Source organism: Gracilibacillus dipsosauri, assembly GCF_003176895.1.
Taxonomy (GTDB): domain Bacteria; phylum Bacillota; class Bacilli; order Bacillales; family Amphibacillaceae; genus Gracilibacillus; species Gracilibacillus dipsosauri.
Window position 1 is genome coordinate 278,393 of record NZ_QGTD01000004.1, and the last position, 14,211, is coordinate 292,603.

Sequence of the window (14,211 nt, forward strand, 5' to 3'; positions counted from 1 at the left end):
ATCGTTTTAAATACCTGCTTTATCTCGTATATAATTTCTTGCAATTAGAGCATATTGAAGTGGATTTGCCTTGATAGGATCTTGTTCTGCCTCCACTAAGAGCCAGCCTTTATAGCTCGATTTTGCTAATATCTCAAATGCTGGTAGAAAATCATAGGCACCATCTCCTGGAACGGTAAATACGCCTTGCTTCACTGCTTGTAAAAAGCTTTGCTGTCCATTTCGAACCTGTTTGGCAATATCGGCTCTTACGTCCTTTAAATGGACATGCTTAATACGGTCAAGATACTTTTTTAGAATATAGAGCGGATCGTCACCAGAGAAATAGAGATGACCAGTATCAAATAATAGATAGACTAGATTCTCATCTGTGAGATTCATTAGCTGATCTATTTCGTCTGCCGTCTGTACACCTGTCCCCATATGATGATGATAGACCAAATTCAATCCTTTTTGCTGTGCTAGCTCTCCTAATCGATTTAACCCTTGTGCTAGTGTCTGCCATTCTTGATCGCTGAATTTTGGCTTCTTTTCAAACAACGGAGTATCCATCTCCCCTTGAATGCTTTTACCCTGCTCCGATACCACGATCACCTCAGCTCCCATGGCATGGAGGAAATCCCGATGCTGAATAAAGGCCGCTTCCGTCTCCTCATATGGCTTTGTCGTTAAATAGGCACTAAACCAGGCACTAGCAATCTGAAGTCCCCTCAGCTGCAATGCCTGCTTTAGCTCATCGATATTCCTCGGATATTTATTGCCTATCTCTGTACCAGTAAAGCCTGCTAATGCCATTTCACTAATACATTGCTCAAATGGGATGTCCCCACCTAATTCTGGCATATCATCATTGGTCCAGCCAATCGGTGCAATCCCTAATTGGATATCTTCTTTACGAAACATCTTCTCCCCCCTTAATATTTTCTTGCAGCTGCTAGATTCACTTGCCGTTCTTTTGCTGCTTGCTCAATCACTGGTTTTTTAGCCACTTCCGCCACACCTACATTCCACCAAGCATCATATCCATGTGTCATTGTCTTTGGTAAAACCTTTATATCTATCAAGGTGGAAATAGATTGATGTTTCGCATCCTCTAATGCTTCGACTAGCTCCTGGGCATTTGTTGCCGTATAGGTTTTCACCCCATATGCAGCCGCACTTTGGGCATAAGAAATCGCCATGATTTCGCCTGTCAGCTGCTTTGTTTGATGATCCCTCTTGCGAAACTCTGTGCCAAAGCTACCCATTCCATGATCCATTTGTAAATTATTAATACAGCCAAATCCTGCATTATCAAACAGTAGTACATTGATTTTCTGCCCTTCTTGAACACTTGTAATTAATTCAGAATGGAGCATTAAATAGCTACCATCCCCCACCATTGCATATACCTCCTGGTCAGGGGAAGCCAATTTTACTCCTAATGATCCGGAAATTTCATAACCCATACAGGAATAGCCATATTCTAGATGATACGTATTTGGCTTACGGTTGATCCACATTCGTTGAAGGTCCCCTGGAAGACTACCTGATGAACCAACAATAATTGCATCATCGGCAATATGCTGTTGAATAACCCCAATTGCCTGTGTCTGGGTAAGTGACGTATTTAAAGCCTTTTCGTATTCCGCTAATTCCTCGTCCAGATGTCCCTCCACCTCTGGCTTCAAGCCCTTCACATATTGAATCGATGATAAGCGCTCGACTTCCTGCTGCCATGCTCGTTTTATTTTGCTAATTTCGTCACTGTATTCTGTTTGGTATTGACGATGGGCTAGTTGCTGATCAAGCTGTTCAATAGCCACTTTTGCATCCGCTACTAATGGGTGAGCATCTAATTTCGATGCATGATAGGCTGAATTATTGATCGTCACAAATTCGACGTCTTGATGCTGAAACAAGTGCTTGGAGGATGTCGTGAAATCTGTAAACCTTGTACCAATGCCGATGATGACGTCTGCTTCCTTCGCGATCTGATTAGCAGCAAAATTGCCCGTTACCCCGATACCACCTAAATTCATTGGATGATCGCTAATCACCGCACTCTTACCTGCTTGTGTCTCCGCAAATGGGATCTGATATTTCTCGGTGAACTTGGCTAGCTCTTTCCCAGCATCACTATACCGAACACCGCCACCACAAATAATCAGCGGTTTTTTCTTGTTAGCGATTAATTCAACCACACGATCTAATGCACGATCATCCGGCTTTCTCTTATCAAAACGATGCACCCTTTTATCGAAAAAATACGCAGGAAAATCATAGGCTTCTGCTTGCACATCCTGTGGGATAGCGATCGTTACAGCACCTGTGTCGGCTTGCCTTGTTAGTACCCTCATCGCTTGAATTAGTGCTGTCATTAGCTGTTCTGGTCTTGTGATTCGATCCCAATATTTACTCACTGGCTTAAAGGCATCATTTGTCGAGATCGTCGAATCGTGTGGTTGTTCAATCTGCTGTAGAACAGGGTCTGGCTGTCTAGAGGCAAATGTGTCCCCAGGAATTAATAATATGGGAATATTGTTTGCCGTTGCGGTGGCCGCTGCTGTCACCATATTCGCAGATCCTGGGCCAACAGATGTCGTGCATGCCATTAGCTGCTGATGGCCCGTTTGCTTAGCAAAGGCGGCCGCAGCATGGGCCATCCCTTGCTCACTTCTCCCTTGATATACTTCTAAATCCCCACTATCTTCTTCCAACGCTTGACCAATCCCCAATACATTTCCATGTCCAAAAATAGTGAATATCCCTTTAAATAATTTTTGCTCATGGCCATCTATTTCGATATATTGCTGATTAAGAAACTTCATTAGTGCTTGTGAAGTGGTTAATTTCATCCGATCACCCCATTTGATTTAATCAGAAGACTATTTCTATACCCAGCGTGTGGTGACTACTTTCTTACGTGTGTAAAATTCTAATCCATCTTTTCCATTCGCATGCAAATCCCCATAAAAGGAATCCTTCCAGCCTGAGAAAGGAAAGAACGCCATCGGTGCAGGCACCCCGATATTGACCCCTAGCATACCAGCATCGATTTTTTCGCGAAATTCTCGAACCTTTCCACCATGATTGGTAAATAAACAGGCACCATTCGCAAATCTGGATTGATTTGTAAGCTCGATCGCCTCCTCCAGATTCTTGACTCGTGCAATCGACAAGACTGGTGCAAAGATTTCATCCTGCCAAATTTTCATTTTACTCGTAACCTGGTCAAAGATCGTCGGTCCAACAAAATACCCTTTCGCTTGACTCTTTTGGTCCGTTCTGCCATCACGGATCAATTGGGCCCCTTCTTCTAGTCCTGTTTCGATATATTGCAATGTCCGCTTTTTATGCTCGTCACGAATCACAGGTCCTAAGAAGACATTCTCGTCAAGCCCACTACCAATCGTAATTTCATTCGCCTTCTTCACTAATAAATCGATAAAGTCATCAGCAATCTCTTCTTCTACGGCCACTACAGAACACGCCATGCATCTCTCTCCAGCTGAACCAAAGGATGCATTTAGAATTTGGGTTACTGCATTATCTAAATGGGCATCCTGTAAAACAATCGAATGATTTTTAGCTCCCGCTAGTGCTTGCACTCGTTTCAGATTCTGTGTCCCTCTTTTATAGACATATTCCGCTACAGGCTGTGATCCTACAAAGGAAATCGCCTTCACATCCTGATGATCCAATAAGCCATTTACGACATCATGCGCACCATGCACAATATTTAACACCCCTTTTGGCAGTCCTGCTTCTGTAAACAGTTCAGCCAAACGATTGGCGAGGAGTGGTGTTTTTTCTGATGGCTTTAAAATAAACGTATTTCCTGCTACAATCGCCAACGGAAACATCCAGCAAGGTACCATTCCAGGGAAATTAAATGGCGTAATTCCACCAACCACGCCGATCGGATAGCGATAAACGCCTGATTCTAGTCCTGTCGCAATCGATGGAAGCTGTGACCCCATCATTAAAGTAGGTGCACCGGAAGCAAATTCTACACATTCAATGGCACGAAGCATTTCCCCATGTGCTTCCTTTAAATTTTTTCCATTCTCTGTTGTAATGATTTCCGCTAGCTCATCCCAATGCTCGACTAATAATTGCTGGTACTTAAACAGAATTCTCGCGCGTTTCGGTACAGCTACTTCCTTCCATGAGGCAAATGCTTCTTTGGCTGCATTCACCGCCCTATCTAGATCTTCCTTTGTCGATAATGGGACACGTGCTAATTCTTCTCCTGTTGCGGGATTAAAGACAACCTCTTCTTGATGACTCTCTATATCGACCCATTCTCCACCAATAAAATTTTGTAATCTAGTCATGGGACCCTTCACCCTTTCCTGTTAATTCATAAGGTTTGCCTGTAACAATTTCATCTTATTTATCGCTTCCTCTTTCACTTCTCGCATTGGTTCTTTTATTAGCTCAAGCCGATCAAACACATCCGGCTTTTCCTGCATAGCTTTGCGCAGACTATGACCAAAACGCATCCGAATCGCTGTCCCAATGTTTACTTTGCAAAAATGCATTTGACTAATTTGTCGTAAAGCTTTATCGGGTAAGCCAGTCGAACCATGCATGACTAGTGGTTGACGAACAAGCCCTTGAATCGTTTCAATCAACGGATAATCCACAGAAGCCGATTGTGTCTCCATTCGATGTGTCGTTCCGACCGCGACTGCTAATGCGTCTACCCCTGTTCTTTCCGCAAATTCCTTTGCCTCTTGAGGATCTGTTAACCGACCATGGTTCTGTGTCGCATCACTATATCCTACCGATCCGATTTCTCCTTCTACAGAAACGCCAAATCCATGACCTAGCTTTACTACATCCTTTGTATTCTTGACATTTTCCTCAAATGGTAAGGCAGATCCATCATACATGACAGAGCTATAGCCTGCTGCGATTGCCTTTGCCACTGTCTCATAATCCTGCCCATGATCGAGGTGCACCACTACAGGCACACTTGCTTTTTTCGCCATTTTCCCAAGCATGGCTCCGATTACATCAATCGGCATATGATGTATCGCGACTTTGTTTGTTGCCAAAATCACAGGTGCACGAAGCTCCTCCGCCGCATCGATTACTGCTTTCGCATCCTCATAACCGAATACATTAAAGGCAGGAATCGCACATTTTTTTGCTAAAGCCTGATCTAATAGCTCATTTAAGGTTACTAGCATCGTTCATCCACTCTCATTCTTTTCTGCTTGTTTTTAAAAAGGTTTGAATTTCTTCGACAGTTGGCATCGCCTCTGAACAGCTATGCTTAGAAATAACAATCGAGGCAGAAGCACTTCCGAACTCCATGGCTCGATTTAACTCCCAGCCATTCATTAATCCGTAGATAAAAGACGACGCATAGGCATCTCCTGCTCCAAAGGTTTTTAATACCTTTGTTTTGAAAATACCACTTCGCTCTGATTTCCCTTCCTTTGTATAGGCGATCGATCCTGCTTCGCCATGTTTGATTACTACAATTTCGGCAGCATAGTGGAACCATTTTTGTGCTGTTTGATGATCATCTTGACGGAAGCTCTCAAATTGCTCCATCATATCAAACTCTTCTCGAGTACCAATGATCACATCACATTTTTCCGCTATCAGATTATAATAAATCGCTGTTTCCTGCTCATTATTCCAAGTATACGCGCGATAATCTAAATCGAAGAAGACGACTACTCCATGCTTTTTCGCATAATCTAATGCGAGAAAAACCGCTTCCCGAGAAGGACTTGCCGCCAAGGCTGTCCCTGATATTAATAATGCTTTTGTTTGGCGAATATATTCCTCTGATACATTCGAAGTGTCTAGCTTAAGATCAGCGACATTATCTCGATACATTAAGATACTACATTCTTCCGGACTTTTTATTTCGGTAAAAGCAAGCCCTGTGACAGCACCCGTATCATCAAGGGATAGACCACTTACATCAAGATTGTTTTCCTTCAAGTATTGCTGAATAAAGCGGCCCATCTGATCATCAGACACTTTTCCAATAAATCCACTCTTTAATCCAAGCCGAGCTGCTCCAATCGCTATATTCGCTGGTGAGCCACCGACATACTTCGTAAACGACGTCGTTTCTTCCATTGGGCGATTAAATTGATCGGCATTTAAATCAATACAAAGCCTGCCAATCCCGACTAAATCCATGGAGCGATCTGATCGAAAGTCTAAGTGATACATCCTTATCCTCCTTTTTTGTAAAGCGCTTAACCTAGTCTAAAATAACCACTCATGATCCTTGTCATTATGAAATTTCCATGTTCGCACTGGTCCTGCCATCACATTTAAATAATACGACTCATAGCCAGGTACAGATGATACAGGGTGATAACCTTCTGGCACGAGGACGACATCACGATTTTCCACACTCACTGTCTCATCCAAGCTTCTGTCATCATTATACACTCGTTGAAACACAAACCCTTGTGATGGATTCACACGATGATAATACGTTTCCTCTAAATAAGACTCTTCTGGTAGATTGTTCTGATCGTGCTTATGTGGGGGATAGCTCGAGGTATTCCCATCAGGTGTAAAAACCTCCACTACGAGTAAGCTATCCGCTTCTTTTTGCTCAGGTAAAATATGATGAATCCTCCTACTCATTTTCCCTGAACCGCGCTCCTCTTGATCAACATCCTTCGGTTCGATTAGCCTTGCTTTGTAATGGGACTTCCCTGGCGCTAAACATACAGCAACCTCAAGCTTTGTTTTTGCTTCAATCATAAATTGATCCTGATTCGGCACATAAACAGAATATGGAGGAATTTTTTCAAAAATACTCATTCTTTCCCCTATATTCTCAAAAGTTTGATCCTTTGTTTGCACATCGGCCTTTCCACTAAGAAGTACGATACACACCTCATTTTCATTCGTATCCTTTCTCAAAATCTCCCCTGATGAGAGCTGATACACTTCAAAGCCTACATACTTCCATCCAGCAGATTCAGGACTGACTCGAATAATATTACCTTCATGATCTTTCGGATGAGGCTTTTGTAATAATGAAGCCATCACGCATTCCTCCCTCTATTCAATTTCACTCAGTAGGACTGTACGATTTTCCTTCCATGCCAGCCTTGTCGCAATTGCTAGCCTTTGCGCTTCTAGTCCATCCTCCCCTGTACAGCTTACTGGTGTTTGATCGATAATCGCTCTAGCGAAAGCTTGAATCTCCCGATAAAAAGCCTGTTTATACCTATCTAAAAAGAAATACTTAGGGTGATCCAATGTCACCGACTCCTTTGTTGCAATCTGAACATTTGATTCCCGCTCATTATCCGCCATTACGACACCTTTTTCGCCAAATACTTCGATCCGTTGATCATACCCATATACCGCTCGCCGACTATTATCGATAACCCCGATCGACCCATCCTCAAATGTCAGGGTAATAATCGCCGTATCGACATCATCATACTTCTGAAAACATGGATCAACCAAATTAGCAGCAACGACAGATACGGACTCGACTTCATTGGAAGATAAATACCTGATCATATCAAAATCATGGATCGTCATATCGATAAACATACCGCCAGATGATTGAATATACGCCTCGCTCGGAGGTTCAGGATCTCGTGAGGTAATTTTAATAATATGAGGCCTGCCAATCTTCCCTGCTGATACAGCTTCATATACCTTGCTGAAATGTGTATCAAATCTCCTATTGAAGCCGATTTGTAAATGAACACCTGCTTCCTTCACCTTTCGCAAAGCAGCCTTTGTTTCTTCTAGACTAAAGCTAATAGGCTTCTCACAAAAAATATGTTTTCCTGCTTGTGCACACTTTTCGATATAGTAGCAATGTGTATCTGTAGAGGAACAGATAAATATTGCATCCATTTCTTCATCCTCTATAAGGATAGATGGGTCTGTTGTTATCACCGGAACATGCTTCTCCATCATGGACCCTTTCAAATGGTCGATTTCAATATCACAAATACCTTTCAACTCAATGGAGGACATACTCATGATATATTCGGCATGTAATTGTCCAATTCTCCCGGCACCAATAATTCCTACTGTCATATCCGCCATAGCATATACTCCTTTAATCAAGATGACCAACATTTTACGAAAAGAAAACGCTTAACTTTTTTAAAAAAAATAAATGGAATTGCTTTTTGTTTAATATGCTCTTTTTTAGGGAAAGCGCTTAACTAATATCATCATAATATTTTATGGAGGTGTAGTCAACAGTTATGAAATTATTTTTTATGGATAATTAACACTTCTATTGGTTAAAAGTAGTGTTGCAACTAAGTTTTACTACTTGAAAAATTATACAATAGCTAGTAGACTATTTAAAGTGCTCGCTTATAAATGAATAATACCTGTATAACCTCAGAATATGGCGTGAGGGTCTCTACCAGGAACCGTAAAATCCTGATTACAGAAAATGAATGATTCGTTTTCTGTAATCAGGATTTTTTTATATTTCCTAAAAAATTTTTACTAGAAAGGACGTAAAACAAAATATGAATGTCAAAGTTTTCATACTAGCATTATCCACTGTTGCAGTTGGACTAGTTGAATTAATTATTGGTGGCATCCTTCCAACTATTGCAGATGATTTAAATATCTCCTTAAGCTCAGCAGGACAACTCATCACGATTTTTGCACTTATTTATGCTGTATCCGGCCCTGTGCTATTAGTCTTAACTAGCAAAATGGAGCGAAAGAAATTATATCTCCTATCTCTATCTGTTTTCTTCATAGGTAATATCATGACCTATTTCAGTCCGAATTTTACCTTTATGATGATTGCAAGAGTTATCACCGCAATGAGTACAGCACTTATCGTTGTACTGTCCTTAACGATAGCTGCAAAAGTTGTTTCACCAGCACACCGAGCAAAGGCTCTAGGCCTCATTTATATGGGCATTAGTTCCTCGCTTGTCATGGGCGTGCCACTGGGAATTCTGATTTCCGATAAATTTGGCTGGCGTATTATTTTTCTCGGGATTGCTATTTTATCGATAGGTTCCTTTGTGCTTATTTCGATCTTCTTGGAGCGGTTATCTGGGGAAAACACGGTTCCACTTTCACAACAATTAAAGGCAGTGAGCAGCTTAAAGATAGGTAGTGCACATCTTGCAACCATGTTTATGCTAGCAGGACATTACACACTTTATGCGTACTTCACTCCATTTTTAGAAACGGAACTTCAGCTAAATTCAAGTTGGATCAGTATCTGTTATCTATTATTTGGAATTGCAGCGGTAAGTGGTGGAGCATTCGGAGGGGCTCTTTCCGATTCGATGGGAGCTCAAAAAAGTATCATTGTCGTTATTTTTTCTTTTGCTGTCGTGTTATTCCTCTTACCATTCACTACTTTTTCGCTTATTGTATTTATACCAATTATGATGATTTGGGCTGCGTTAAGCTGGAGTTTAGCTCCTCCACAACAAAGCTATTTGATTCAAACTGATCCTGCTACATCGGATATTCAACAAAGCTTTAATAATTCAGCCTTGCAAGTAGGTATTTCGATTGGATCAGGTTTTGGGGGTATTGTGTTAAGTCAAACTGGTACTGTAGCTCATACGTCTTGGTTTGGTGGGGTTCTTATCATCGTATCTTTAGGGTGTGCTGTTTTTTCTTTAACAAGGAAAACGACTGCAAGAGAAAATAATCGTGCGACCATAGCTTTGCAAAATCAAATGAATGATTAACCGAAGCGAAAATAGTAGAAGACAGCCTAGAAAATGGACTTCCTACACCTTTTTCCTCAGCTTTTGGCAGCATGCGCTCTAAGGCATGCTCATGCTGTAAAAGCGTGGATTGAGTGGCAGATAAGCCGACATTAAGCTGAGCTTCTTCCAGATCCATCACTAGTTCCATAGGTTCGGTTGTATTGACCCCAACTCCCATGATTTGATCACCCCCTCTTCACGAAGGGGGCTTAAGATACGAAAGGCGCCATTTCAAACTTCATCAAATTTTGTAATCCATTCATCTCTATGGGGATTAAGCGAAACATCATGAACGAAGACCATATCTAAATGACCTGTGTTAAGACGATCTAAATTTTGCTCGGTCGATTTCATGGTAGCTTCCTCTGTATAAGCTGTTATTACTTTATTTTGACGGCCATCCTCAAATATTCCCTCTTTTTCAACATAGCGTTTTTCTACATGAGGTTAGCAATTTCCCTCACTATCCTACTCTTAACTGCGAATCTTCACGAGTGCTAGCTCTTTTATGTTTAATAAGTTGCGATACAAACCAAGCAAGTACAGCCAACCAAATAACCATTCCTAAAACCAGAGAAATACCATAGTCTAGGTTATAGCTTTCTGGTGCATAGAAGAAATACGTACTTACTACCGCTGTCATGAACAAAGCGGGAATACTGCAGATCCAATGAAACTTGTTATTTTTTACTAAATACATGGTTGCTGTCCACAACATCACCGCAGCAACAATCTGATTCGAGCCCCCAACATAACGCCAGAGGAAGCTATAATCAATCGTCATTAGATATAGTGTTGCACCAGTCACAGGTATGGTAAGTAAAGCTAATTTCTTTTTCCCATTAAAATCTTTCTTCGTCAGTTGGGTTAACATTTCCGCCAACATCATTCTGGAAGAACGTAATGCCGTATCACCCGTGGTAATTGGGAGAACAACAATACCTAAAATGGCGATGAATCCGCCAAATGCACCTAACGTGATTATACTGATTTCATTAACCACTCCCGCTGGACCTCCTGCTGTAAGTGCTGATTGTAATGCACCCGTACTACCAAAAAAGGTCATCCCTGCTGCTGCCCAAACCATAGCAATAATGCCTTCACCAATCATTGCTCCATAAAATACTTTTCTACCTTCACTTTCTTTTCTTAAAGTTCGAGCTAAAATTGGACTTTGTGTACTATGAAATCCAGAAATCGCTCCACAAGATATGGTTACCATTAACAATGGCCAAATAGGCATTTCCCCAGGGTGTAAATTGCTTAATGTTAAATTTGGAATGGGATGATCAAAAAAGAAGAACATTCCAATACCGATTGATACAGCCATAAAAATTAAGATAGCTCCAAATATAGGATAGACTCTTCCGATTATTTTATTAATTGGTAGAATCGCCGCAAGTATAAGATACGCGAAAATGATCACCAACCAAGTCGTCGTGTTAAGTGGTGTTATTTGTGTTAATAACTGGGCAGGCGCTGCCGTAAAAGCTGCTGCTACCAACACCATTAAAATAATTGAAACAATCGTCGTAAAGAATTTCATTTTACCGCCCAAATATTTACCGACAAGTGTCGGAAATTGAGCTCCATTATGTCTAAGCGATATCATCCCTGAAAAGTAATCATGTACCGCCCCAGCAAAAATACAACCAATAACAATCCATATAAATGCGACTGGACCATATAGTGCGCCCATTATTGCACCAAATATCGGGCCGGTTCCAGCGATATTTAATAGCTGAATCAAACTCGCTTTCCACCAACTCATTGGCATATAATCAAGACCATCGTTGTTTGTATAGGCAGGTGTTGCATTCTGGTCATTAATGCCAAAAATTCGTTCAACCACCTTCCCGTAAACAATGTAGCCAACAATTAACAATACAATAGATGCTATAAAAGTAACCACCGCTGAACCCTCCCTTTATTTGAAAAGTAGTATTATAATAATATAGTATAGGAGGAAAAAGCAATGTTATTTCGAAATTTTCAGATACTTTTTCCGAATCTCCTTTACTTGTGGTGCAGTTATGCGTATCAAATTTAAAGGTAGTTCTTATTTTAATGAAGACAAATGAAAGGGATGGGGGTGTCTCCATCCTTTTTCTTATAAAAAACCCATTTTATCCAATGGACGAGACAACTAGAGGAGCGTTTCAAAAAGTACAACTTTGTGACTTCTTTTCGGGATATTCTAAGAAGTTTTTAAATCTATAGAGAACGAACTATATTTCGAATAAAAATTAATCAAAAAACAAATAAAAATTATACGCTAAATAGACAGCCATCCCCCAAATAATCATTGCTGAAATTTGATTCACTCGCTTTAACAGCATCCCACTGTTTCCAAGCTTCCCAATCTTGCTACCTAAAATTGCTAATAGGAAAAACCAAATCCAAGAAACTACTATACATGCAACAGTAAAGAGCAGTTTTTCATGACCAGTGTAAGCAAGAGAGCTAGTCCCAATCACACCAACCGTATCTAGAATAGCATGTGGATTAAATATAGATACCGAAGCAGCAAAAGTAACCTGTCGCTTTAAAGAAAAAGGGTGTTGCTCTTCCGTGTTCGTTGCTTCTGGACTACTTCTCCACATCACAAATCCCATATAGATTAAAAAGATACATCCAACTAAAAATAACAAAGTCGAGAGCCACTCCACATTAAATACCACGACCGATATCCCTCTGACAGCCATAAAGATAAGGATCGTATCACAAATCCCCGCCGTAATGATAGCAGGAAAAGCATCTATGAATTTCTTATGTGTTGCCCCTTGGTTAAAAATAAATACATTTTGGACTCCTAATGGTAAGATGAGCCCAAACGCTAAAATGATTCCATGAATAAGTGCCTGCATTTTTTCATCCCCCAACTTTTTCTTCTAGCATACTTCCTATGTTTTAAGATGTCTTCAACCAATTGGATGGTAATTGACCCAACCAATTTGATAGTATAGAAAGAAAGTACAAATAAGATAGAGGGGTCCCTTATGAATGAAATGCAATGGAAGCCACTAAAAGATTCTTCCGAGCCACTACATTTACAAATTTATCATTACTTAAAGCAGAAAATAATGCATGGGGAATGGACCGTAGGAACGAAAATCCCCACCCAAAGGGAAATGGCGAAACAATTCCAGGTAAATCGGAGCACTGTCGTGTATGCTCTAGAAGGTTTGATTGCAGACGGTTTATTAGAAACCAAAGTAGGGGATGGAACGAGGGTTATCAATAATACGTGGAGCTTACTTACTTCAACACCTCCTCCTGATTGGAAAAGCTATGTTTCTTCCGGCATCTATAAGCCAAACATCGATATTATCCAAGAAATTAATCGAGCAGAAGCAGATCCAACATTTATTAGACTAGGAACTGGCGAACTGTCTCCAAGCCTACTACCGAATGATAGAATGAGGAAGATATTACGAACAGGTCACGAGAACCTATCGCTTGGATATGTGGAACCAAAAGGGCTATTATCTCTTCGTAAGACGGTTAGTGAATATTTGAAAACAAAAGGAATGGTAGCATCTCCAGAATCGATTTTAATTGTTTCGGGAGGACTACAAGCACTCCAATTAATTTCTATGGGACTATTAGAAAGGGGCTCCACCATCCTTCATGAAACACCGTCCTATTTAAACTCTGTTCATGTTTTCCAATCAGCCGGAATGCATTTATTTGGCGTACCAATGGATCAAGAAGGGATCAAAATAAAGGAAATCGAACGTTTAAAGAAACAACAACTTGCTGCTTTACTGTACACCATTCCTAACTTCCACAATCCAACAGGTACCCTAATGACGGAAGAAAGGCGCGCGAATCTCTTAAAGGTGTGCCAAAATATATCGTTACCTATTATTGAGGATGATGTTTATGGGGACTTATGGTTCGAAAATCCTCCACCAAAGCCTTTAAAAGCAGATGATACGCAAGGAAATGTTTTATATATTGGGAGCGTATCGAAGACACTAAGCCCCGGTCTACGAGTAGGATGGATTGTAGGTCCTGAACCTGTGATAGATCGCTTAGCCGATATCAAAATGCAAACAGACTATGGTTCCAGTTCTTTATCCCAATATGCTGTAGAGAAGTGGCTTTCTAATGGATTATACACAGATTACCTAAAAGAAATAAAAGCAGAATTAATGTATAGAAGGGATTTTACCATTCAACTTTTAAAAGCGTATTTTTCGGAGATCGCTACTTGGAGTATTCCAGAAGGTGGATTTTATATATGGCTTAGGCTGGAAATAGATATTTCCACGAAGAAGCTGTTTGGACTAGCACTGAAAGAGCATATCTTATTAAATCCAGGGATTGTGTATGATAAGAGTGACTATAAGCATCTTCGGTTGTCGTATTCTTATGCTTCATTGGGGGAGTTAGAGGAAGGATTGGTTGGGTTGGCTCGATTGATTAAGGGGGTTTTATAAACAGGATTACTTTTGATGTCTTACTCAGCTAATAACCGCCTTCTGCTTTTATTCCAAATGAT

12 protein-coding genes and 1 riboswitch are annotated in these 14,211 nt (G+C 40.7%); of the genes, 2 read left to right on the top strand and 10 right to left on the bottom strand.

The window, feature by feature from the left end; all coding sequences use genetic code 11:
* Positions 1–6 precede the first annotated feature (6 nt).
* The 7 genes from iolE to iolG are packed head-to-tail and all read right to left on the bottom strand — an operon-like array spanning position 7 to position 8,046.
* The gene (iolE, locus tag DLJ74_RS03110) at positions 7–903 is read right to left on the bottom strand and encodes a myo-inosose-2 dehydratase (RefSeq protein ID WP_109983308.1); all 897 of its coding nucleotides are present in this window, start codon (positions 901–903) and stop codon (positions 7–9) included.
* Positions 904–914: 11 nt separating this feature from the next.
* A complete protein-coding gene (gene iolD / locus DLJ74_RS03115) occupies positions 915–2,837 on the bottom strand; it encodes a 3D-(3,5/4)-trihydroxycyclohexane-1,2-dione acylhydrolase (decyclizing) (protein WP_109983309.1) in 1,923 nt (640 codons plus the stop codon).
* Positions 2,838–2,873: 36 nt separating this feature from the next.
* Positions 2,874–4,319 carry a CoA-acylating methylmalonate-semialdehyde dehydrogenase gene (locus DLJ74_RS03120; protein ID WP_109983310.1) on the bottom strand — a complete coding sequence of 482 codons (1,446 nt, stop codon included), beginning with the start codon at positions 4,317–4,319 and terminating at the stop codon, positions 2,874–2,876.
* A gap of 21 nt (positions 4,320–4,340) precedes the next feature.
* Complete coding sequence (locus DLJ74_RS03125; RefSeq protein WP_109983311.1) at positions 4,341–5,180, bottom strand: class II fructose-bisphosphate aldolase; 840 nt, start codon at positions 5,178–5,180, stop codon at positions 4,341–4,343.
* Positions 5,181–5,193: 13 nt separating this feature from the next.
* On the bottom strand, positions 5,194–6,186 hold the full coding sequence (iolC, locus tag DLJ74_RS03130) for a 5-dehydro-2-deoxygluconokinase (RefSeq protein WP_109983312.1): 993 nt from the start codon (positions 6,184–6,186) through the stop codon (positions 5,194–5,196).
* 36 nt (positions 6,187–6,222) lie between these two features.
* Positions 6,223–7,020 (bottom strand): 5-deoxy-glucuronate isomerase, encoded by a 798-nt coding sequence (gene iolB, locus DLJ74_RS03135; RefSeq protein WP_109983313.1) that lies wholly within the window; start codon positions 7,018–7,020, stop codon positions 6,223–6,225.
* Positions 7,021–7,035: 15 nt separating this feature from the next.
* Positions 7,036–8,046: an inositol 2-dehydrogenase gene (gene iolG, locus DLJ74_RS03140; protein WP_109983314.1), complete on the bottom strand. Its 1,011-nt coding sequence runs from the start codon at positions 8,044–8,046 to the stop codon at positions 7,036–7,038.
* 276 nt (positions 8,047–8,322) lie between these two features.
* A riboswitch (purine riboswitch) is annotated at positions 8,323–8,421 on the top strand.
* Positions 8,422–8,486: 65 nt separating this feature from the next.
* Here iolG and DLJ74_RS03145 point away from each other — a divergent pair.
* Positions 8,487–9,683 carry an MFS transporter gene (locus DLJ74_RS03145; protein ID WP_109983315.1) on the top strand — a complete coding sequence of 399 codons (1,197 nt, stop codon included), beginning with the start codon at positions 8,487–8,489 and terminating at the stop codon, positions 9,681–9,683.
* A gap of 252 nt (positions 9,684–9,935) precedes the next feature.
* On the opposite strand, the gene DLJ74_RS20875 is transcribed toward DLJ74_RS03145, so the two are convergent.
* The 3 genes from DLJ74_RS20875 to DLJ74_RS03160 all read right to left on the bottom strand — a co-directional run bounded on the left by DLJ74_RS20875 (position 9,936) and on the right by DLJ74_RS03160 (position 12,571).
* Positions 9,936–10,058 carry a hypothetical protein gene (locus tag DLJ74_RS20875; RefSeq protein WP_281269900.1) on the bottom strand — a complete coding sequence of 41 codons (123 nt, stop codon included), beginning with the start codon at positions 10,056–10,058 and terminating at the stop codon, positions 9,936–9,938.
* 109 nt (positions 10,059–10,167) lie between these two features.
* Entirely contained in the window at positions 10,168–11,616 is a 1,449-nt protein-coding gene (locus DLJ74_RS03155; protein ID WP_109983316.1) for a carbon starvation CstA family protein, read from the bottom strand.
* 334 nt (positions 11,617–11,950) lie between these two features.
* A complete protein-coding gene (locus DLJ74_RS03160; RefSeq protein ID WP_109983317.1) occupies positions 11,951–12,571 on the bottom strand; it encodes a LysE/ArgO family amino acid transporter in 621 nt (206 codons plus the stop codon).
* Between the two features lie 132 nt (positions 12,572–12,703).
* On the opposite strand from DLJ74_RS03160, the gene DLJ74_RS03165 reads away from it, so the two are divergent.
* Positions 12,704–14,149, top strand: coding sequence for an aminotransferase-like domain-containing protein (locus DLJ74_RS03165; RefSeq protein ID WP_109983318.1), 1,446 nt, complete (start codon positions 12,704–12,706; stop codon positions 14,147–14,149).
* Positions 14,150–14,211: the final 62 nt, after the last annotated feature.

Coding starts and splice junctions, on each gene's coding strand:
- iolE (WP_109983308.1), bottom strand. CDS start 903: ATGTTTCGTAAAGAAGATATCCAATTAGGGATTGCACCGATTGGCTGG.
- iolD (WP_109983309.1), bottom strand. CDS start 2,837: ATGAAATTAACCACTTCACAAGCACTAATGAAGTTTCTTAATCAGCAA.
- DLJ74_RS03120 (WP_109983310.1), bottom strand. CDS start 4,319: ATGACTAGATTACAAAATTTTATTGGTGGAGAATGGGTCGATATAGAG.
- DLJ74_RS03125 (WP_109983311.1), bottom strand. CDS start 5,180: ATGCTAGTAACCTTAAATGAGCTATTAGATCAGGCTTTAGCAAAAAAA.
- iolC (WP_109983312.1), bottom strand. CDS start 6,186: ATGTATCACTTAGACTTTCGATCAGATCGCTCCATGGATTTAGTCGGG.
- iolB (WP_109983313.1), bottom strand. CDS start 7,020: ATGGCTTCATTATTACAAAAGCCTCATCCGAAAGATCATGAAGGTAAT.
- iolG (WP_109983314.1), bottom strand. CDS start 8,046: ATGGCGGATATGACAGTAGGAATTATTGGTGCCGGGAGAATTGGACAA.
- DLJ74_RS03145 (WP_109983315.1), top strand. CDS start 8,487: ATGAATGTCAAAGTTTTCATACTAGCATTATCCACTGTTGCAGTTGGA.
- DLJ74_RS20875 (WP_281269900.1), bottom strand. CDS start 10,058: ATGAAATCGACCGAGCAAAATTTAGATCGTCTTAACACAGGTCATTTA.
- DLJ74_RS03160 (WP_109983317.1), bottom strand. CDS start 12,571: ATGCAGGCACTTATTCATGGAATCATTTTAGCGTTTGGGCTCATCTTA.
- DLJ74_RS03165 (WP_109983318.1), top strand. CDS start 12,704: ATGAATGAAATGCAATGGAAGCCACTAAAAGATTCTTCCGAGCCACTA.